Raw genomic sequence first — 21,904 nt, 5'->3', positions numbered from 1 at the left:
CTATAAAGATTTTGTTACAATATTTTAATCTATATGTTATAACGCACGATTTATTCCAACACAGCATACAGATACATCAGCTCATTGACATAACGTGCAGCATAAGAACGCATGATACGCACAGAATGATCGTAAAAACTCCCGCCGATGTTCTGACGCTGCCGGAACCATTCATCTGATTTTTGCTCATGACTATCCCCGAAACGGTACATAAAATAAGAAGTATGCCTAAAATTATCCTCAGCACATAATATCTTGTGCTTATAAAGTCATAATAGTTTTCTGAACTTACGCTTATCCCCTCCTGCCGCAGCTGAGCGGTTATATCCGTAAGCTCTCTTTGGACTTTATAGTCCGTTTCCTTTACACGTCCTTTTACATGAACAGGTTCTGCGGCGATACCATTATGGAATGACTCGCTGAAATCCTTGTCAGCACGGACAACTGCCGCATTTTTCCCGTCACTGGATATTACGATAAAGTAATTTTCATATGCGATAGGTATAAAATTTATAGTATGTTTCATTCGAAGTATGCAGTCTGAGCTGTAACTTACATCACCCTCAAAGAAATCTCCCTCTTCACAGCCTGTGCTGATGAGTTTGTTTATACTCTGCTTATCCTTGAAAGTGATACCTATTATCCCCGAAACTACGCACCACACTGCTGCCAATGCCGTTATGATACAGGTTATTGCCATGGCTTTTGCAGGATCCATTGGTTTTCTTTTTCTTCTCATACTTTTTTCCCTTAATTTTTTATTTTTATCAAATGCTGTATTTTTCTAAATTTTCTCTATATCCTCAAGCCATATCTTTGCCACAGCGTCAGACGGCATTCTCCAGTCGCCCCTTGGTGAAAGGGTAACTGAACCTATCTTTGCTCCGTCAGGCAGGCATGAACGCTTGAACTGCTGGGAGAAAAATCTCCTGTAAAATGTTTTGAGCCACTTATCTATGACCTCGGCGGAATATTCGCCGCTGAAAGCATATCTAGCCAGTCTTCTTACCTTAGACGGCTCAAATCCCCAGCGTATGCCGTAATAAAGGAAGAAATCGTGAAGCTCATACGGACCGACAAGGTCCTCTGTTTTCTGCGTCATCTCCGTACCGCTTTCGTCCGTCGGCAGAAGTTCTGGTGAAACAGGTGTATCGAGTATATCATACAGCACTGCGCTGAGCGTTTCGCTTGTACAGGTGTCGCCGTAATACTGAACGATATGGCGCACCAGCGTTTTCGGTATAGACGCATTTACACCGTACATCGACATATGATCGCCGTTGTATGTTGCCCAGCCTAGAGCAAGCTCGCTGAGATCGCCCGTACCGACTACCATTCCGCTGACCTGATTTGCGATATTCATAAGCACCTTTGTGCGCTCTCTCGCCTGTCCGTTCTCAAACACCACGCTGTGGTCGTTGAAATCATGTCCGATATCCTCAAAATGCTGGAGAACAGCTTTGGATATATCCACCTCTCTGAAAGTCACTCCAAGAGCCTCGCAGAGTATCTCCGCATTTGAGCGTGTACGCTTTGTTGTGCCGAAACACGGCATTGTTACTGCGACTATATCGGTATGAGGTCTTTTCAGCAGATCCATAGCCATTACGCACACAAGCAGAGCAAGGGTTGAATCCAGTCCGCCAGAAATTCCGATAACAACTGTTTTAGAATGGGTATGTGCAATTCTTTTCATAAGTCCGTGGGACTGCATTTTCAAGATAAGATCGCATCTTTCATTTCGTTCCGCTTTGTCAGACGGGATAAAAGGTGTTTTTGCTATCCTTCTCGTAAGCTCAGTTTCCGTTATATCAAAGCTGATATATTCGACAGGCAGATTTTCCAGAAAATGCGGCTTATAATTTTCAGCAGGTGAATCCCATTCTGAGCTGCTTTCGGGATAGGTAGAAATTTTCCTGCGCTCAAAGGCAAGCTTTTTAAAATCTATCTCTGAAACCGTTATGCCGTTTTCAAAGAGCTTGCTTTCAGCCAGTATCGCACCGTTTTCCGCTATGAGATCATGACCTGAGAAAACCATATCCTGTGTTGACTCGCCGTCCCCTGCGGAACAGTATATATAGCCTGCCACAAGTCTTGCAGACTGATTTGAAACAAGCTGTCTGCGGTAAGAGTCTTTTCCAATGACCTCATCACTTGCCGAGAGGTTGCATATAAGCGTTGCGCCCGACTTTGCAAGATAATTTGAAACCGGATCTGCTACCCACAGATCCTCGCAGATCTCAAAGCCTATCTTCACACAGTCACATAGGCTTTCGCCACCATTTTCCCAGTTGTCAAGCTCAAAAACATACTGACCCATTGCCGCAGCATGGACTTCACCGTCTTTATAATACTTAGTAAGCTCTATCTCAACATTACCGCCACGGTAAGCTGCAAAATGTCTTGCTTCATAAAATTCGTTATAGTTAGGCAGATGAGTTTTCGGGATAAACTTTAATATCTCGCCGTTCTGTATCACAGCCGCACAGTTATAAAGCTTTCCCTTTGCTCTGACCGGTACTCCCACAGCCACCAGCATATCGCTTTCTTTCGTAGCCTTTGCTATCTCAACTGTGCCTTCCATTGCCTTGTCGAGCAGAGTGTTCTGAAAAAACAGATCCTGACAGGTATAGCCCGTAACACAGAGTTCAGGGAACACAGCTACCTTTACCCCTGCTTTTTTACATTCATTTATCTGTCCGATTATCTTTGAAACGTTGAAATCAACATCGCACACCTGTATTTCGGGAGTGCAGGCAGCGACTTTTACAAAACCGTCTTTCATTTTTATTTCTCCATTCCGAATGAAATTCCTTAAATTAAACAATTTTTCTATAATAGTATACCACATAAATATTATTGTTGCAAGCTGTTGAAAAAAGTAAAAAGCGGCGCAAAACATTTTTTTCAGATAACATTCGCATAAAGGCAGCACCGCACACAACAGCTGTGCAGTGTTGCCTTAACAAAATAGCTGTCCCTATATTGTGCATAGTGTTGAAAATCAGACCGCATTTTCCGCCAACTATTGACTTTATCCGTATAATATGGTATATTGTTCGTAATAGAATGTCGGTTTTTATCGTGCATTTCTGTTAACGCATCTTTTAAGGAAGTTTATTCAGGAGGAAAAAACTATGGACGAAAACAACAACTATCAGAACTACTCAGGCGATCAGAACGCTCAGGGTTATTCCAATATACCTCAGCAGGGCGGTTATCCTCAGGATACTCAGCAGGGTTATTCACAGCAGGGCTATCAGCAGGATTACTCACAGCAGAATTTCCAGCAGCAGAACTATCAGCAGGGTTATCAGCAGAACTTCCAGCAGGGTGGCTACCCTCAGGGTTATCAGCAGATGCCTGCACAGAAAAGCTCAGGTCTTTCGATCGCTGCAATGGTACTCGGCATCATCTCACTCTGCTCAAGCTGCTTCGGCTTTATCGGTATCGTATGCGGACTTCTCGCTGTTATCCTCGGCGGAATCGCTCTTGCAACAAAGGCAGGCGGAAAGGGTATGGCTATCGCAGGTCTTGTCTGCGGTATAGTTGCTATTATCCCATCTATACTGGTCATCGTGACCGCTGCATCTATCACAAGCTATCTTTAATTAGAAATTAAAAACGTAAAGGGAAATGATTATGTATTGTAACAAATGCGGAAGCCAGCTTGCCGACGGCTCGGTATACTGCAACCAATGCGGTTCTAAAGTCGGCGCAGAAGATATGAACGCTGCACAGAACACTAATGTTCCCCCTGTTCAGGGCGCACAGCAGCCATATTATTCACAGAACACTCAGCAGAATTTTATACCGCAGGATATGCGTCAACCTGCTTATCAGCAGAATTTTCCACAGGAGAGCCGTGCTGAGGCGGCAGGACTTTCCATTGCGTCAATGATAATGGGAATTGTTGGCATACTTCTTTTCTGCTTCCCTGTACTTTCATTAGCCTGCGGATTTCTCGGCATAATATTTGCGCTCTGCGGTTTCGCATCAAAGAGACCGGGACGTGGAATGGCTGTGGCAGGACTTAGCACAGGTATAGTTGCAGTAGTTTTTGAGCTGCTTATGCTTACATCTGTTATCACTCCTTTCACAGGAATGCCGACCACATGGTACTGATATGAAAGCTAAGGAAAGGCTCAATATCTGCGAAAGAATATTTATAGCGCTGCTGCCATTAACTGCGGCAGCGTTTTATATTTTCAGAGGAGCGCTCAAAGGGCTGGCGGAAAAGTTCCCGCCCTGCGTATTCCGCATCAGAACAGGCTGGCTTTGTCCCGCCTGCGGCAACACAAGGAGCGTGTTAAGTCTTTTAAGATTTGACATATGGGGTGCGGTAAAATACAACATCACGCCGGTGGTGATATGCGCTGTACTGCTCTGTCTGTACATTGAAACAGGGGCAAAGCTTTTCGGCAAAAAGGTAACGCTTATACCGAAAACAGGCTGGACGCTCGCTGTGATACTGCCGCTTATGTTTGCATATTACATACTCAGAAACTTCATACCCGCTCTTTCGGCGGCTTGGAGGTAATGGCTGAACGGCTAAAATGGCTAAAAGGAAAAATAATACAAGGCTAACACCGCAGAACGCAAAGTCCTGCGGTGTTATTTTGTGGTCATATGCTTGCAGTTCGTTCTTCCGAGGATATAATCTGTGGAAACGTTGTAGAAATCGGCGAGGATAAGGAGATGTTCAACGGGGATAGTAAGCACACCACGCTCATAGCGTGAATAGACAGTCTGACTTGTAAAAAGCAATTTTGCGATCTGCGTCTGATTCATGTCTTTATCCTCCCTCAAATCTCTTAATCTTGGAAAATACATAAAAAATCCCCCTTATTTTTGGTAATATTGCAGAATTTGTTTTAGTACCATTTGGTACTATTGACTTTACCACTTTTGTATGATATTATGTATGTATTAGAACTTATAAGTACTAATACATTAAAATTTAATATTATTCAGGAGGAAGAAATATGAATAAGGAAAAGAAATTCGGTTGCGGAGGAATATTACTTGTGTTAATAGTAATATGTGTTATAGCGGCATTTGCAGTGTCACTCCTTGACAAAAATAAGAGTAAAAATAATCAAGAAGATGAAACTGAAAGCTCATATTCCGAAATATATGAAGATGAAGACAGCATTGATACATCAGATGTGAAAGACGAGCAAAGTTCCGAAGCAAATTCAGAACCAGTCGATTCCAAGTCTGACCCAAAAGAAACAGAAGAAAAAGAAACAAACACAAATTCAGAAGATATGCGCCCAGAGTTCAAAGATATGATGGATAAGTATGAAGAATTTTTTGATGAGTACGTTGCTTTTATGAAAAAATATAATGAATCTGATGATCCTTTGTCTATGATGTCAGATTATACGGATTATATGCAAAAATATGCAGAAACTATGGAGGCAATAGGTAAGGTCGATCAGCAGGAATTAACAAACGCTGAACTTTCATATTATATTGAAGTGACTGGCAGAATAACAGAAAAACTTGCTGAAGTGTCCGTTTCATACTAGTTTCATACTAATTCAAACAAAGCTGTTTGACAAATCCCATTTGCTATGCTATAATAAAACAAATCAAACACCCCGTCTTGCGCAAAGACGGGGTTATTGTGCGTTGAGATAATGTAAGGAGTGGAATTTATGGATATATTTGAAAAGCTGAAAAAGCTCTCGCTTGAACATTCTGAACCTGTCGGCAAGCCTGAATTTATTGTGGTCGGTCTTGGAAATCCAGGCGTAACTTATGAAAATACAAGGCATAATGCAGGATTTATGGCAATTTCCGCATTGGAAAAGAAGTATAATTTTAACGTGACCACACACAAGTTCAAGGCGCTGACCGCAAGGGCTGTTATCGGCGGCAAGAACTGCCTTGTGATGAAACCCGAAACTTACATGAATCTGTCGGGCGACGCTGTTATGGAGGCTATGAATTTTTTCAAGATACCGCTGAATAATATTATTGTGATATTCGACGATATTTCCCTTGATGTCGGTCATATGAGAATTCGCCGCAAGGGTTCGGCTGGCGGTCACAACGGCATAAAAAGCATTATCGCTCAATGCGGCGGAGAGGATTTCCCACGCATAAAAATAGGTGTTGGCAAAAAGCCTTCCCCCGATTATGACCTTGCCGACTGGGTGCTTTCAAAATTCACTGACGATGAATTAAAGACCCTTTCAGACGTTGACGGCAGAGTATGCGAGGCTGTGGAGCTTATGGTCCAAGGCAGGATATCAGACGCTATGAACAGCTTCAACAGATAAAAACTTTGACTTTTTTGTTTAAATTTCCACTGAGGATCAGATTTTGATATGAGTAATTTATTTCTTGAAATTTGCAGCAGACTTGATTTTTACAAGGATATGAAAAACTGTCTGCTCAAAGGTTACACTCCTTGTGCTGTTACGGGAGTTTCAAATATTCATAAGGCTCAGCTTGCGGCAGGTCTGAGCCGTCTTGGCAAATGCCTTATCATATGCGATGATGAAGCCTCCGCCATGAGAATGATGAACGATATAAACGAAATGACGGGAGAACAGACTGCCTGCTTTTATCCTGCAAAGGATATGAATTTTGCATACCTTGAGGGTATTTCCCGTGAGTATGAGCACAAGCGGCTGGAGTCACTTTCCAATATCGCACAGGGCAAATGCAAGGTAATGGCGGCTAGTATGGAGGCTTGCTTACAAGGTACTATCCCCGAAAGCAAGCTGAGCGAATATTCCTTTGAGATATCAGCAGGCAGCGAGATAGCTCTTGACGATCTTGAACGCAGGCTTATCTGTGCAGGATACACCCGAACAGATCAGGTCGAGGGACAGGCGCAGTTCGCTGTCCGTGGCTCTATTGTGGATATTTTCCCTGTGCAGGACACAAGGCCTGTGCGTATAGAACTTTGGGGTGATGAGATCGACGCTGTTTCATATTTTGATACAGAAAATCAGAGAAGGACAGACAGCATCGACAGCATAACCATATTCCCTGCGCTGGAAATAATTTTCCCCGACCGTGACGAGCTTGTACAGGAGCTTGAAACGCTGGCTAAATCGGTGAGAGGAAAACAGACCGACAAGATAAGAGAGCATATTTACCGTGACATTGACGCTGTAAAAAGCGGACTTACTCTCACCAATCTCGACAAGTATTATTCCCTTGCCTATGAGCAGACAGCGGTAGTTTTCGACTATTTCAAGGACGGGATATGCCTTGTTTCGGAATATTCTAACTGTCTTGAAAAGGGCAGAGCGGCGCTTTCTCAGCTGTCCGAGGATATGAAGATACTGTATGATGACGGCATACTTTTCAAAAGACTCGAAAACTTCTTTATTGATATGGGCAGAGCGGAGAGCATCATTACCGGTATGCGTTCCGTATTCCTCGACACATTTATGCGCTCAAACAACGGCATAAAATTCAAAAAGCTTATCAACACAGACTGCCGCCAGACCTCGGTATGGGGCGGAAATATAATCAATCTTGAAGAGGAACTGAAAGGACTTTGCGAGTCGGGTTACTGCACCATTGTCCTTGCAGGTTCGGAAAAGACTGTCCCTATAATCGTAAAGGATCTTGTGGAGGCTGATATCCCTGCTGAGATACTGACTGAGGATAGTCAGCTTATGCCAAACAAGGTATATGTCAGAACAGGCAGTCTTTCAGCAGGATTTGACTACCCCGATATAAAATGCGCTGTCATTACACAGATGAAATCTATGTCGGCGAAGCGCAAAAAGCCTAAACACAAGGCAGGGGAAGAGATAAAATCTCTCTCGGACGTACACAACGGCGACCTTGTTGTACACTCGATGTACGGCATAGGACGTTTTCAGGGCATAAAAAATCTTGAAACAAACGGCGTAAAAAAGGACTACATCACCATAAATTACGCAGGCTCAGATGTGCTTTATGTGCCTGTTACACAGCTTGACCTTGTATCAAAGTACATTGGTCCTCGTGATGAGGGGGGCGTAAAGCTCAACAAGCTGAACTCCACCGAATGGACAAAGACACGAAACAAGGTACGCTCGGCTGTAAAGGATATGGCGGAGGAGCTTACAAAGCTGTATGCACAGCGGCAGATGGCAAAGGGCTATGCTTTCTCCCCCGACAACGATTGGCAGGCTGATTTTGAAGAGCGTTTCGATTATCAGGAAACCGACGATCAGCTGCGCTCCATTCAGGAAATAAAGGACGATATGCAAAGACCTGTTCCTATGGACAGACTTCTCTGCGGCGACGTTGGTTTTGGAAAGACAGAGGTCGCACTCCGTGCCGCTTTCAAGTGTATGCTTGACGGAAAGCAGTGCGCTATACTTGTGCCGACAACCGTCCTTGCATGGCAGCATTATCAGACGGCGGTAAAAAGATTTCAGCACTTCCCTATCAAGGTCGAGCTGCTTTCAAGATTCCGCAAACCGAAAGAACAGCAGACTATCCTCCGTGAACTGAGCAGAGGTACGATAGACCTTATCATAGGCACACACAGGCTTGTGCAGAAGGACGTGCATTTCAAGGATCTCGGACTTGCTATTATAGATGAGGAGCAGCGTTTCGGCGTTGCACACAAGGAAAAATTCAAGGAGATGTACAACGGCGTTGATATGCTCACCCTTTCCGCTACGCCTATCCCCAGAACGCTGAATATGGCGCTCAGCGGCATAAGAGATATGTCCGTTATTGAAGAGCCGCCTATGGACAGACACCCTGTACAGACCTATGTAATAGAACACAATATGGCGGTCATTGCGCAGGCGATAAACAAGGAGATGCGCAGGGGCGGTCAGGTTTACTATATCCACAACAGGATAGACACCATTCAGCGTACAGTCGCACAGCTGCAGGAGCTTATCCCAGACGCAAGGATAGCAGTTGCACACGGTCAGATAAGTGAAAACGATCTGTCGGAAATATGGCGGCAGGTAGTTGAACACGAGGTGGACATACTCGTCTGCACCACCCTCATTGAAACGGGAGTTGATGTGCCGAACGCAAATACTCTTATAATAGAGGACGCAGACAGGCTGGGACTTTCGCAGCTTTACCAGCTGAGAGGACGTGTGGGAAGATCAAACAGGCGAGCTTTCGCATACTTCACTTTCCGCCGTGGAAAAGTTCTGACAGAGGTGGCAGCAAAGCGTCTTGACGCTATCCGTGAGTTCACTCAGTTCGGTTCGGGATTTCATATTGCCATGCGTGACCTTGAAATACGAGGTGCAGGCTCTGTTCTCAGCGGCAGACAGCACGGTCATATGGAGGCGGTCGGATATGATATGTACCTCAGACTTCTCAACGAGGCTATTGCTGAACAAAAGGGCGAGGCTATCCCACGTTCTCCAGAGGACTGCCTTGTGGATATATCCATTGACGCATTTATCCCTGAGCATTATATCGAAAACCTTTCACAGCGTATAGACGCATACCGAAAGATAGCGTCTATCACCACGGAGGAGGATTCAACGGACGTTATCGACGAGCTTATAGACAGATACGGCGACCCGCCGAAGTCGGTAATGGGACTTATAAATGTTGCCCTCACAAGAAACTCAGCGTCCGCAATGGGCATAAAGGAAATAAAGCAGACAGGCGACAAGGTGCTGTTCTTTATCAGAGATATAGCGCCTGAGCAGATACAGGGACTTCTCGGAAAATACCGAAGCAGGATAAGATTTTTCGATTCGGATAAGCCTTATTTCCATATCACACTGGATAAAAAGCAGAAGGCTGCGGATCTTATGACTGAGGTCATCAAAACTCTGCATACTCAGAAAAGTGTATAAAAAACAATGCCGTTTTTTGTGACAACATACAAAAATATGAAAACTTCAATTCCGTTTGCAACATTTGCAGGCGGAATTTCCACTTTATATATAGACGGACGTTTATAGGGGGGAAAAAAGTGAACAGACGTACAAAAGCAAGACTTGCCGCTGCGGCGGCAGAAGGTGATACCCAAGCATTCTCAGAACTTTACGGAGAGATCTATAAGCAGCTGTATTATTATGCGCTGGCTAACCTTCGCAGTACAGAAGATGCAGCGGACGCAGTACAGGACGCTGTGCTGGACGCTTTCAGCAGCATATCAAAACTGAAAAAGTCCTCTGCTTTTGACAGCTGGATGTTCAGGATACTCAGCACCAAGATAAAGAGAAAGCAAGCCGAATACTCGCAAAGTCATGTATCAATAGATGAAATTAATGAAAGCGACGCACTCATCAAGGATACTGTTTCATTTGAAAAATGCGAGATACTGGAGGAGTTTGCGAACCTTAATGAAAACGAACGTCTTTGCATTACCTTAAACTGTATCGCAGGGTATAAAAGCAGCGAGATATCCGAAATAACGGGAATAAATATCGCCACCGTGCGATCGTACATTTCGAGAGGACGAAAGAAAATGAAAACAGGTCTTTATAATAACTGTAAGGAGGTGACTTAATGGCAAACAGGAATATTATTGATAGGCTTGAAAAGATAAATAAAGTTCCCGATAAGCTTGCCCCGCAGAGAATAAAAGATATGCTGGACGAGCAGAGTATGATCCGACCGATCATTGAGGACAATTCAGCAAAGCCTGAGATCAGACTTAACAGCAGCCGTGGAACTGTGTTCAGAACACTTGCAGCAGCTGCGGCAGTCTTCGTCATTGCTTTAGGCGGTATCGCTTTATCCAACACCGCTGACGGAAAGAATAAAGTGCCACTTACCCACACCGCAAAAAGCCAGCCGCAGACAGCTGATACCGATGGACTTGAAGGTCTGAGAGGCGGTACTTACCGATCGCTTTTCAACTTCTTCAAGAGCAGATCAGATCCCAATTTAGTAAATGAAAATGTTCAGAGTATCTACGCTTTTATGTCTGATGAGAAAGCTTACAGTGACAAGGAAATTTCCGATGGATTCAGAAGTTACTACCAAAAGTCAACTGCACAATACCGCCTGAGCGGCACGGATAACGGCAGCGAAAAGACTCAGCTTGCTGTCAGCAGCGGCAGCGCTGCGTTTGCGGCAAGTTATACGAATGTATACGGCTATAAGCTTCAGGGCGACGCTACCACAAGGATAAGCTATGATTTTTTCAGCGAAACATATTTTGCAGATACCCTATCGCAGAATGAATCATACAAAAAGCTGGATCATACCCTTAAGCCATACATCGTGGATATGTATCTCGAAAATGACAGGCTGACCGTCTTATTTGGCTTCCACTTACCTGCTATATACGGCGAGAAAACTGTTATGAACGAATACTGCGGATTCTGCGTGTATGACGTTTCGGATATCGATAATATTTCCCTGATCTTTGAGTATGAACAGCCGGGGGCTCTCCGCAGCACCAGACTTACTGATGACGGTCAGCTCCTGCTGCTCTCTGATTTCACCAAAGGCGGTTATATTGCCAGATACAAGAAAAGTCTTGATTCAGAGGATTCATCATTTTTCCCCATGACATACGAAAACGGAGAAGTTATTCCTGTCAGCGAAGACAAGCTGTACATCTCCGACAACTACGACTCTGCCGAGATCTCTGTCATAAGCAGTTTTGATCTCGGATGCAGCAATGAGGAAAACACAGATAAAGAAAGCACAGACAGCACGGATAATATAAGCAGTACAAAAGAAAATGACAGCAGCACAGAAAGTCAGGACAGCATAAGCAGCGTAAAGAAATGCGGTGATATGATACTCACGCTGCCTGCCGACAGTGCATTATTCTCAGACAGCGGTCTTATTTTCGTATCAGGATATTCAGACAATTTATCAGACGAACCGGAAGCAGATTCAGCTGATGCAAAAGGGCATATTATAGAGATAGACTTCACTGATGACGGTCCGATAACAACCAAAGCAAAATACTTCGCAACATCATACGAATTTTACGGAAGCAATATCGGATATCTGTCAAGCATAAGCCAGCAGGACGGTTACACATATCTGTACAGCTATAACAACAATCAGATATTCATATTCGATGATGATCTTAATATTGTAAACACTGTTAATGATACGGGAATGATGACGGATTACTCCAGCCACATGACAGATAATTATATAGTGGGTATGTCAGCAGCGGTCGTACTTAACGGCTCAAAGGCTTATATATACAACGCCGTCGCTACAAAGGAATCTTCTATTTTTTATGACGCAGTATGCACAAGCATAATAGATATGTCTGATCCGTATGATCCGAAGGTAACTGATCTGGATTCCGCAGAGGAAGCGCCTGCTTTGCTTAGCAGCCAGTATTTCCAGCTTGATGCTAACCATACTGCAGATCTGATAGTAAAGGACGATGACTCGGCCACACTTGAACTGCGCAGAACGGATTCATGTAAAACTGTACAGCATACAGGCTATAAATATAATGAAGATGACTCAAGCGTCATAACCTATGATATAGAAGAAAAGCTTGACATTATGCTTCCTGAAAAGACTGCCAGTGTTGATATCGATCATATTATTATTGGTTATGACAACATTTATTTTGACAGTCAGAACAGCCTACTCTTTATTACCGATACGGAATACATCCAAAAGAATATTACCGTCAGTGATGAGGAATACTCTAAGGGAAAATATGGTGATTATGAGATCACAGATGTAGAAACGAAGGAAGACGGAGAATTTTATTACGAGGTGCAGATAAGCGTCACACAAAAAATATACTGCACAGCGGTAAAGGTCGATCTTGAAAAGAACAAGCTTGATGTTCTCGGAAAAACAGAGATATATTCTAAAACCTCCGACGCATATTCATCGGAAGAAAATCTAGCCACAGATTTTGTATTCCTTAACGGCAAGCTTTACAGCTTCACAGACAAAGGAATGAGCTGCTGTTCACTTAAAGACACATCAAAGATACTTTACTCAGACAACTTTTAATTATCAAAACAGCAGGCAGACGGAGAGATATCCGACTGCCTGCTGTTTCATTTATCTGAGGAAGAAATAATAAATTATGCCGTACACTATGCTTGCCAACGTACCGTAGAGGATAACAGGCCCGCTTATGATGAAAATTTTTGCGCCAAGACCGAGTATCATTCCCTCTGTTTTAAATTCAAGGGCAGGCGCAGCCACAGAGTTTGCAAAACCTGTTATCGGCACAAGGGTACCTGCTCCTGCGTGTTTGGCTATACGATCATACCAGCCAAGACCTGTGAAAAGTGCCGCAAGGAACACAAGCGACACAGATGTTGCCATTGCAGATGCGTCCTTATCGAGTCCGAAATAGCTGTACATATTGAATATGGACTGCCCTATCATACAGATAAGACCGCCGAAAAAGAACGCTTTAGGTATGGTTATCCACCATTTTGTGCCATGTGACGCTTCCTTATACATTTCGCTGTACTGGGTTTTGCTTAGATTTATGTTCATTGTCAGACCTCCGAAACTGAATTTTGCCGCACAAAAAAACTTCCCGCACAGCAATTTTATTGCTAGTATGAGAAGTTTTTTGTTATTTATTCCGATTTTTCAGAGGTTTCTGATTTTTTGTCATTTTTATCGTTTGAACTTTTGCTGTCGGAGGATTTTTCCGATGAGCTGTCAGACTTTTTGGTGTCCTTTGTATCCTTTGCGTCCTTGCTCTCTTCTTCCTCTTTCTGCTTTATCTCATTGGCAAGTGTGATAAAATCAGGCAGCTTTTCACGGGTAACTGTGAGATTATTGTTATACATTGTGATAAGATCAGCCTCGGTATTATGCTCTTCCGAAAGCTTACCCTCTTCGTCAACAATGAAGTTTCCGCCCCACTGACCTATGTAAGACCACATTGCCTTTTCGTCAGCTATGCTCTGTATATCAGGGAAACTGCCACATTCGCTCATTGCGATAGGTTTGTTTGCGCACACGCTCTGAAGATAGAGCAGTGAGTTCACCTGTCCGTCCCTGCCGTTTGAATCGTCATAAACGTCAACGGAAAGCACGTCACACTGATCGTTGCCCACATACCAGCCTGAGTTCTGCGCTGACCACACCCAAACAAGGTTGTTCAGCTGATGATAATTTGTCATACGCTGATACATAAGCTTCCACAGCCACTTATAGGAATCCTCGTCATGTCCCCACCAGAAGTAGCCGTTGCTTGCCTCCTGCAAAGGCCGCCACAATACAGCGATACCCTCATCTCTCAGCACAGCAAGCTGTTCGGAAACTGCGTCGATGTCCTCTATAACATCAAGACATTCCTGCGATATCTTCTTATCAGAAACAAGCTTTTTCAGCTCGTCTATGCTCTTGCCCGCAACGTCCTCTTTAGTGACAGCCTTTGAAATATCAAAATCTGTGTTTTCTGCATAGATGCTTTCGGGATCTTTTCCATCTGTCGGCGCTATCCAGTTCCACATATAGGCTACTATTCCGCCGTCCTCGTGCCACTTCTCCGCTGCAGCTATCTCACTCTTAACAACGTCTGCGCTGTCGCTGCCTGCTGTTACCTGCATCATATCACCGAAACGTATTGCAGGATTTTTTCCTGTGGTGCGGTAGATAAGGTCTGATTCGTAGGTCGTTCCTGCCGTATCATACTGACCGAGTATAACGCTGCTGCCGAAATTGTCGCAGATGTACTGATAGAGAGCCTTTGCGTTGTATTCAGCATTCTTATTTGAAAGCGCAGGATCTTTCAGCTTGAAACTGAGCTTTGATATATCCTCGCTGGCTGTGACCTCTACATAGTCCACATCAAGAACGCCGTTCTCAGGGACGATAGACACCTTGTTCAGTCCCTCTTCAAGCTTTATATTTCTGAACGTGCAGGTTTCAAACTTACCTGAATCGCTTACAGTAAATTCGCTTATTTTAGTACCATTAACAGCAATGCCGTTCTGAACAGTTTCGTCAGATGCGACTGTAATGGATATGTTGTAATACTGCGTTGACGGCAGGTCAAAGCTTATCTCCCAATCGGACTGATCGGTGATATTTGTGACATAGCCTTTTCCTTCATAACCCTCACGCTTATCCGCCTGTTTCGCCTTACCCGATATCGAGCCGCTTTCAGCGTTGTACTTCTTGCTGAATTTTGTGTACTTCGCCTCTTTCGCCGTGATCGTTACTTCGTCAAAGCTCCTCACAGGCTGATCCTGCTCCTCTGCAACAGTATTGTCAGGCTTGCTTTCTTCCGCCTGAGTTATTATATCCTCCTGCGGAGGGAGTTCAAGGCGGTCGTTCTTTTGAATTTCATTTCCGCAGGCGACAAGGGAAGCCGCCATACAGACGGCAGCCGTTATAGCCGCAAGATGCTTGATATTCATTTATAAACCTCTTTCATTTGTCATCTCAGAATCTGATTATATATGTTTTGTTCTTCTCTGTTTCAAACTCAGCTGCGCCGTTGATATACTTGTATTTTATCTCATCACAGCCGCATACTACCTTTATGTTTCCGTCGCAGACAAGTCTGCATTTCTGACCTGCCTTTGACCTTATCTCGCACTCTGAAACATTTCCGCAGCTCCAGCTCATTGAGATCTCAAATCCGCCCCTTGCGCAGAGGTTGGATACAGAGCCGCTCTCCCATGAAGGGCAGAGGGCAGGCAGTAGGATTATCTCGCCGTTTTCACTTTGCAGCAGAGCCTCTGAGATACCTGCCGCAGCGCCAAAGTTTCCGTCTATCTGGAAAGGCGGGTGCATATCGAACAGGTTATCCGAAGTGGAATGTGCAAGCAGAGCCTGAATATTTTCCTCTACCTTTTCGCCGTCGAACAGTCTTGCCCAATGATTGATTATCCACGCTCTCGACCAGCCTGTATGACCGCCGCCATGGGAAAGACGTCTTTCAAGGGTAGCTTTTGCCGCAGCCGCAAGTTCGGGAGTTTTTCTCATTGATATCATATCCCCAGGATAGAGGGCGAAAAGCTGCGAGATGTGTCTATGACCAGGTTCTACCTCGTCATAGTCCACCGCCCATTCCTTTATCTGACCGTACTTGCCGATCTCAGGTTCAGGCAGTCTGTCACGGAGCCGGCTCAGTTTTTCACAGAACTCAGCGTCTGTATCAAGTATCTTGCCGCTTTCTATAACAGCTGTGAAAAGCTCGTATATTATCTGGCTGTCCATTGACGGTCCCATGCATATCGAACCCTTTGAGCCGCTTTCAGTAAGATATGTATTTTCAGGGGAAACTGACGGAGATGTCACAAGTCTGCCCTGCTTATCCTCGATAAGGAAATCCACAAAGAACTCAGCCGCTTCTTTCAGCGTACCGAACTTCTCCGCAAGGAACTCTTTATCCTGTGTAAATAGATAATGCTCCCATATATGTGTACAGAGCCACGCCGCACCCATAGGCCACTGCGTACCGGGCATCCACAGATCCTGCGGAGCTGTATCGCCCCATATATCCGTATTATGGTGGCAGACAAATCCGCCGCAATCATACATTTCCTTAGCGGTAACACGTCCGTTAGGGCGCATTTTTTCTATATGGTCGAACAGCGGAGTATGCAGCTCGGAAAGGTTTGCGGTTTCCGCCGCCCAATAGTTCATCTCGGTATTGATATTGACAGTAAAACGGCAGCCCCATGCAGGCCACATATCCTTATTCCATATACCCTGCAAATTCATAGGCAGCGTACCCTCACGGCTTGCGGAGATCATAAGATAGCGTCCGAAATTGTAATACATTTCAACGAGCTTATTATCTTTTCCGCCCTCTTTGACTCTGTTAAGTCTTTCGTCCGTTGGCAGCTGTGCAGCGCCGTCGCTGTTATCGCAGAGATTTATCTCCGCTCTGTCGAAATATTTTTTATAATCGGCTATATGCTCCTCTTTCAGCTGCTCATATGTTTTGGCAGCCGCAAGTTCAGCATCGCTTTCAGCCTGTTTTTTATAGTATTTAAAGCGGTAATCCGTCTGCGCACCGAGGATTATAGTTACCTCGTCGCAGCCCTCGGTCTGAATAAAACTTCCCCATCGGTAAACTCTTCCGCCTGTTGGTATGACCTTTATATAGGCTGCAAAATTTATTCCGTCCTTACCGCCGCAGCCGCCGTAATAAAGGATATCACTTTCGCTGACAGGTGAGTTATCGTCAAAGTAGTCATCTCTGCCGTCTATGCCGACACGCAGAGCTATTTTGCCCTTTTCTGATGCAGTTACATTAACAGCGAGTATCTGTGCAGGTTCTGAACAGATGACCTCACGTCTGTACTTAACTCCGTCTATAATATATTCCGCAGCGCACACCGCATTTTCGATATCAAGGCTGCGCATTATATACTCAGCATTTTCTGCGCCGCAATGCTCCACAGAAAGATCTCCCAGCGGCATATAATGTCTTTCATTGACAGGTGTACCGCAGAAAGCGTCAAGAACTATTTTTTCAGCTTCTTCGATTTTTTCCTCAGCGATAAGATCTCTCACCTTCTGAAGATTAGGCAGAGCGCTTTTATTATTTCTTTCCCTATAACCGCCCGACCACACAGAGTCCTCATTAAGCTGTATCTTCTCGCACACAGGCTGACCGAACACCATTGCGCCTATTCTGCCGTTGCCGACGGGGAGCGCTGTGTTCCAATCCTCAGTAGGAGCTTTATACCATAACATTCTGGAAGTATTCATACACGAAATACCTGCCTTCTCTTACATATTTAGCACACGGCGATTTCAGCCGCTCGTAATATTATAACACATTTCACCTGCAAATTCAACCCCAAAACCCGTATCATATATGATATTTACCCTGCTGTCATCTTATAATATGGGCATATATCATAAAATATCCTTAAAATCCTCTTGATTTTTTAGGGAAAATATGTTAAACTAATAATATTAAGAATAAATACAAGGATGTGACGATATGCTCAGAAAAATTTTACCCCGTGAAGAGTGTGCAAAGTGCAGGATATGCTGTTCATTTGACAGCTACGATCTTTGGGAAACTCCGGTTATCCCCACAAAGCTTGCCAGCCGCATACTTCAGGATTACAGACCTGAGCAGGAGTTTATAAAGAAAGACGACTATTTTCTTTTCAAGATGGAGAAAGAGCCTGACATCGATTTATACTACTGTTCAATGCTGGATCAGGAAAGCGGCTGCACACTTGGTGATGACAAGCCTTTTGACTGCAAAATATGGCCATTCAGGATAATGGCGCTCAATGACACAAGAGTCATCACGCTTTCAACGGTCTGTCCCATAGTACAGAAGAAGCCTTTAGAGGACATACAGGCTGTTGCAAAGGAACTTGCGCCTGAAATTTTCAAATACGCAGACGAAAACCCAGGTTCAGTCAAGCCATACCTCAGCGGCTACCCCATCATGGTAGTTGAAGACAAAAAATACAAAGACACCCTCATTTAGTCCTCGGGCGGACGGCTCGGTTCGGGACGCTCGACAAGCTCGCTGTCGGCGGGCGAGGCTGTTACTTTGCGCTCGGAAGAAACCAAGTGCTGACTTTTACTTAAACCGACTTTGGTTAGATTTTATATTAGCTTTCAAAATTTGCGTAGGGGCGACCTTTGGTCGCCAGTATAATATCAGAACTTATAATATTTAATCAGACAGATATACATAATAATACTTTTGACCCGAATTTGATTATTCGGGTCTTGTTTTTTATTGTATATGTCACTGTCACAATGTAATTTAAAATGGATTATTCGGCACATATTCAATTCTCGCTGTTCATTTTCATTGAATAAAATGCATAAAAAGAGGCGACGCAGGTCGCCTCTACCAAAATATCAAACTTTCTAAACCCCTTATAAGACCCTATCAAACTATGTTTAAGTAAAAATCAGCACTCCGTTTCTTCCGTGCATAAAAGTAAAAGACCGCACAGCAAACAGCGAGCTTGTCGAGTGTCCCGAATTACCCCGTCTGGGAAGACCCGCCCGAGGGCTTTCAATAAAAGCCATATCTTCGTTTCTTCCGAGCGCAAAAGTAAAAGACCGCACAGCAAACAGCGAGCTTGTCGAGCGTAACGAATTACCCCGTCTGGGAAGACCCGTCCGCCCGAGGACTTTCAATAAAAGCCATATCTCCGTTTCTTCCGAGCGCAAAAGTAAAAGCCCCGACCGCAGACAGCGAGCTTGTCGAGTGTCCCGAATCGAGCCGTCTGGGAAGACCCGCCCGAGGACTTTCAGTAAAAGCCATATCTCTGTTTCTTCCGAGCGCAAAGGTAAAAGATCCGACAACAGACAGCGAGCTTGTCGAGTGTCCCGAATTACCCCGTCTGGGAAGACCCGCCCGAGGACTTTCAGTAAAAGCCATATCTCTGTTTCTTCCGAGCGCAAAGGTAAAAGATCCGACAGCAGACAGCGAGCTTGTCGAGCGTCCCGAATTACCCCGTCTGGGAAGACCCGTCCGCCCGAGAACCTACGTCTGGGAAGACGATGCCTTTAGAGCTAGTACGCTTTCACGCACTTGCTGTGTGAGTGCCTGCGGATCATCACCCTGCGGATAAATCGGCTCTCCGTATATAACAAGCACCTTGTATTTGCTCATTCTCTTCCAGTTGAACAGATTAGGCAGGCTCTTGTCGGGCGGGAATATCTCGTGACCGCCCTTTATGTATGCAGGCACGATAGGCACATTGGCTTCTATGGCAAGCATAGCCGCTCCGTTCTTGAAATCTCCCATTTCGCCTGTCTTGCTCCTTGTTCCTTCAGGGTGAACCAAAACTCCCCAGCGCTGAGAAAGCTTGTCCCTTAATGCCGCCATAGCGTCATCTACACGTCCGCCTCTGTCAACAGGCACCATACCTCCGATACGGACTATCATTTTACTGAAAAATCCGCCTGTGAAAAGTTCTTTTTTCGCCATACAGCAGAATTTCGCAAACCTGTCATATCTGAAATTCGTGGTAAGGAAAAGATAATCAAAGTTTGAAACGTGATTAGCGCAGATTATATAACCCTTTTCTGTTGGCAGATTTTCCTGCCCTACCACCTTGACTTCATATATCGCTCTCACTAAATTTCTGTAAAAACGGTATATTCTGAAATCTATCTTTGTCTTGTTAAGGGGATAAAGCATCGACTTTACTGTGGATTTTTTTATTCTGTTCGGGTTCTGCACAAGGCTTATCAGCCTGCCGACTGTGATATCCTTGTCCATACTCTCGTCTACCCTTACTCCACACTTCTGCTCTATCTCAAGAGAAAGTTCTATTGCAGAAAGCGAGTCTATGGTGAAGTCATGGAATATTCTCGAAGATGAGCGCACCTGTTCAGGCTTTACTCCTGCGATCTTTGCCACAGCGCTTTTTACAACAGCTGGGATATCCGTAGAGTCCAGCTGCTCCTCAGGGGCAGCGTCAAGCTGGCTCAGAGTATCTTCCATGACCATCTTTTTAAGAAGATAACGCTTAGGCTTTCCGATAGCTGTGGTAGGGATAGACTCCACAAAATGTATGCCGCTCAGTTTCATAGCCTGATTAAGGCTGTCGCTTATGCTCATAAGTTCTTCCCTTACACGATCTCTGCTGTCCTGCGGACATACCACAAAGGCGTGTACCTCGTCAAAGCTGCCGTCCTCAACAGGAACTCCGCAGACAACAAGCTCGTCCACTCCCTCTGCGTCCTTGTATGCCGCCTCGATATCGTCGGGGGCAGCTTTCTTTCCTGTGGAAAGGACAATATTCTCCTTGCATCTTCCGAGGATAACTATGTTTTTATGTTCGTCAAATTTCGCAAGGTCGCCTGTTCTGAACCAGCCGTCAGATGTGAAAGCCTCAGCGGTCGCCTCATCATCATTAAAATATCCCTGCATCATATAAGGCGATTTTATAAGCATCTCACCGCTGCAGTCGATCATAAGCTTTATATCGGGATATGCTCTTCCGCAGGAATCGCAGGTGATATGCCTGCCGTATGTTCCTATGGTCGGGATACTTGTTTCGGTCGCTCCGTAGTTATTGACTATATTAAAGCCTGTTCCGTAGAAAAACTCAAAGGTTTCCCTTGACATAGGCGAGCCTGCGGAGCAGAGTATCTTTATCTCGCCGCCAAGTGCATCGTGGATCTTTCCGAAAAGCTTTTTGCCCGAATTTATGCCGAACACCTTTCTTGACCTCAGTGCGGCAGGGAAAAGCTTTTTGAATGCGGCGGAGGACACCTTGCTCTCCTCTATCTGACGCATTATCTGACTTTTCAGCAGCTCATATATTTTTGGCACAGCAGGCAGGATAGTCGGCTTGAAATTCTTAAATCCGAGGGTAAGGCTTCTGCCATTAAGAGATTTAAGAAAGCATACTGTGCCGCCTGTTGTCATAGGCGCAAGCACCTGTGCGAAAAGTCCGTATATATGAGAGTTCGGCAGGATAGCGAGATACCTTTCATCATCTGTTATGCCGTTGCATTCGCACACCATTTTGCATGATAAAAGCTGTGAATCATGGGTATGCATTATTCCCGACGCAGTTCTTGTAGTTCCGCTGGAGAATATTATGACCGCAGTATCTTTATCCCCTTTTACACCTCTTCTGACTATCTCAGAATTTTCTCCGTACAGGGCAAGTCCGCTGCACAGGTCAAGGATAGGCACATCTATATTTCCACTCAGTGCCTTGCATGATCTTTCCGACGCAGCCACACAGCAAAGCTGTGCCTTTTCAGCCAATGCGGCAAGCTCCGGTGGGGTAAGCGAGTAATCTAGCAGCACAGCTGTCGCCTGTATCTTAGCACAAGCCATAAAAACAAAATTCCATTCAGGGCGGCTCTCAGAGGCTATACCTACTCTGTCGCCCTCTCTTACTCCAAGCTCTGTGAGCCTGTCAGCAAAATCGTTTATATACCTAAGCGATTGCGCAAAGGTATATTCGGTCTTTGCGCCGTCGTCCTCCATAAGTATAAGGGCGGTCTTGCTGTAATGAGTCATTGCAGCTTTTTTCATTTCTCTGTAAATATTCATTTTGTCCACCTCCGAACA

General features: G+C 44.7%; 16 protein-coding genes. 9 read left to right on the top strand and 7 right to left on the bottom strand.

What is annotated here, in order from left to right:
* Nucleotides 1-76: 76 nt before the first annotated feature.
* Both Q0E19_RS09095 and Q0E19_RS09090 read right to left on the bottom strand, forming a co-directional pair.
* The gene (locus Q0E19_RS09095) at nucleotides 77-739 is read right to left on the bottom strand and encodes a hypothetical protein (protein ID WP_294409099.1); all 663 of its coding nucleotides are present in this window, start codon (nucleotides 737-739) and stop codon (nucleotides 77-79) included.
* Nucleotides 740-784: 45 nt separating this feature from the next.
* On the bottom strand, nucleotides 785-2,785 hold the full coding sequence (locus Q0E19_RS09090; protein ID WP_294409098.1) for an NAD(+) synthase: 2,001 nt from the start codon (nucleotides 2,783-2,785) through the stop codon (nucleotides 785-787).
* Between the two features lie 352 nt (nucleotides 2,786-3,137).
* Here Q0E19_RS09090 and Q0E19_RS09085 point away from each other — a divergent pair, with 352 nt between their 5' ends.
* The 3 genes from Q0E19_RS09085 to Q0E19_RS09075 are packed head-to-tail and all read left to right on the top strand — an operon-like array spanning nucleotide 3,138 to nucleotide 4,540.
* Entirely contained in the window at nucleotides 3,138-3,611 is a 474-nt protein-coding gene (locus Q0E19_RS09085) for a DUF4190 domain-containing protein (RefSeq protein WP_294409096.1), read from the top strand.
* Nucleotides 3,612-3,642: 31 nt separating this feature from the next.
* A complete protein-coding gene (locus Q0E19_RS09080; RefSeq protein ID WP_294409094.1) occupies nucleotides 3,643-4,125 on the top strand; it encodes a zinc-ribbon domain-containing protein in 483 nt (160 codons plus the stop codon).
* A 1-nt stretch (nucleotide 4,126) separates the two neighbouring features.
* Nucleotides 4,127-4,540, top strand: coding sequence for a DUF2752 domain-containing protein (locus Q0E19_RS09075; RefSeq protein WP_294409093.1), 414 nt, complete (start codon nucleotides 4,127-4,129; stop codon nucleotides 4,538-4,540).
* 74 nt (nucleotides 4,541-4,614) lie between these two features.
* On the opposite strand, the gene Q0E19_RS09070 is transcribed toward Q0E19_RS09075, so the two are convergent.
* Nucleotides 4,615-4,833, bottom strand: a complete 219-nt coding sequence (locus Q0E19_RS09070) for a helix-turn-helix transcriptional regulator (RefSeq protein WP_294409091.1) — start codon at nucleotides 4,831-4,833, stop codon at nucleotides 4,615-4,617.
* A gap of 152 nt (nucleotides 4,834-4,985) precedes the next feature.
* Between Q0E19_RS09070 and Q0E19_RS09065 the strand changes: the two genes are divergently transcribed.
* From Q0E19_RS09065 to Q0E19_RS09045, 5 genes are all read left to right on the top strand, one after another.
* Nucleotides 4,986-5,534 (top strand): DUF6591 domain-containing protein, encoded by a 549-nt coding sequence (locus Q0E19_RS09065; protein WP_294409089.1) that lies wholly within the window; start codon nucleotides 4,986-4,988, stop codon nucleotides 5,532-5,534.
* Between the two features lie 129 nt (nucleotides 5,535-5,663).
* Complete coding sequence (pth, locus tag Q0E19_RS09060; RefSeq protein ID WP_294409086.1) at nucleotides 5,664-6,290, top strand: aminoacyl-tRNA hydrolase; 627 nt, start codon at nucleotides 5,664-5,666, stop codon at nucleotides 6,288-6,290.
* A gap of 48 nt (nucleotides 6,291-6,338) precedes the next feature.
* Nucleotides 6,339-9,803, top strand: coding sequence for a transcription-repair coupling factor (gene mfd, locus Q0E19_RS09055; RefSeq protein WP_294409084.1), 3,465 nt, complete (start codon nucleotides 6,339-6,341; stop codon nucleotides 9,801-9,803).
* 119 nt (nucleotides 9,804-9,922) lie between these two features.
* Entirely contained in the window at nucleotides 9,923-10,462 is a 540-nt protein-coding gene (locus tag Q0E19_RS09050) for an RNA polymerase sigma factor (RefSeq protein ID WP_294409083.1), read from the top strand.
* A complete protein-coding gene (locus Q0E19_RS09045; protein WP_294409082.1) occupies nucleotides 10,462-12,906 on the top strand; it encodes a hypothetical protein in 2,445 nt (814 codons plus the stop codon). The genes Q0E19_RS09050 and Q0E19_RS09045 overlap by 1 nt, the downstream gene beginning before the upstream one ends.
* Before the next feature lie 51 nt (nucleotides 12,907-12,957).
* Here the strand turns inward: Q0E19_RS09045 and Q0E19_RS09040 are convergent, their stop codons facing one another.
* From Q0E19_RS09040 to Q0E19_RS09030, 3 genes are all read right to left on the bottom strand, one after another.
* Nucleotides 12,958-13,404, bottom strand: coding sequence for a SpoVA/SpoVAEb family sporulation membrane protein (locus Q0E19_RS09040; protein WP_294409081.1), 447 nt, complete (start codon nucleotides 13,402-13,404; stop codon nucleotides 12,958-12,960).
* 86 nt (nucleotides 13,405-13,490) lie between these two features.
* A complete protein-coding gene (locus Q0E19_RS09035; RefSeq protein WP_294409079.1) occupies nucleotides 13,491-15,284 on the bottom strand; it encodes a glycosyl hydrolase in 1,794 nt (597 codons plus the stop codon).
* 25 nt (nucleotides 15,285-15,309) lie between these two features.
* The gene (locus Q0E19_RS09030; RefSeq protein ID WP_294409076.1) at nucleotides 15,310-17,592 is read right to left on the bottom strand and encodes a glycoside hydrolase family 95 protein; all 2,283 of its coding nucleotides are present in this window, start codon (nucleotides 17,590-17,592) and stop codon (nucleotides 15,310-15,312) included.
* Between the two features lie 238 nt (nucleotides 17,593-17,830).
* Here Q0E19_RS09030 and Q0E19_RS09025 point away from each other — a divergent pair, with 238 nt between their 5' ends.
* A complete protein-coding gene (locus tag Q0E19_RS09025; RefSeq protein ID WP_294409075.1) occupies nucleotides 17,831-18,334 on the top strand; it encodes a hypothetical protein in 504 nt (167 codons plus the stop codon).
* 1,017 nt (nucleotides 18,335-19,351) lie between these two features.
* Here the strand turns inward: Q0E19_RS09025 and Q0E19_RS09020 are convergent.
* Nucleotides 19,352-21,886 (bottom strand): 1-acylglycerol-3-phosphate O-acyltransferase, encoded by a 2,535-nt coding sequence (locus Q0E19_RS09020; RefSeq protein WP_294409073.1) that lies wholly within the window; start codon nucleotides 21,884-21,886, stop codon nucleotides 19,352-19,354.
* Nucleotides 21,887-21,904: the final 18 nt, after the last annotated feature.

This window comes from uncultured Ruminococcus sp. (genome assembly GCF_934476685.1).
GTDB lineage: Bacteria > Bacillota > Clostridia > Oscillospirales > Ruminococcaceae > Hominimerdicola.
This window is presented reverse-complemented; position numbering and strand designations above follow the sequence as displayed.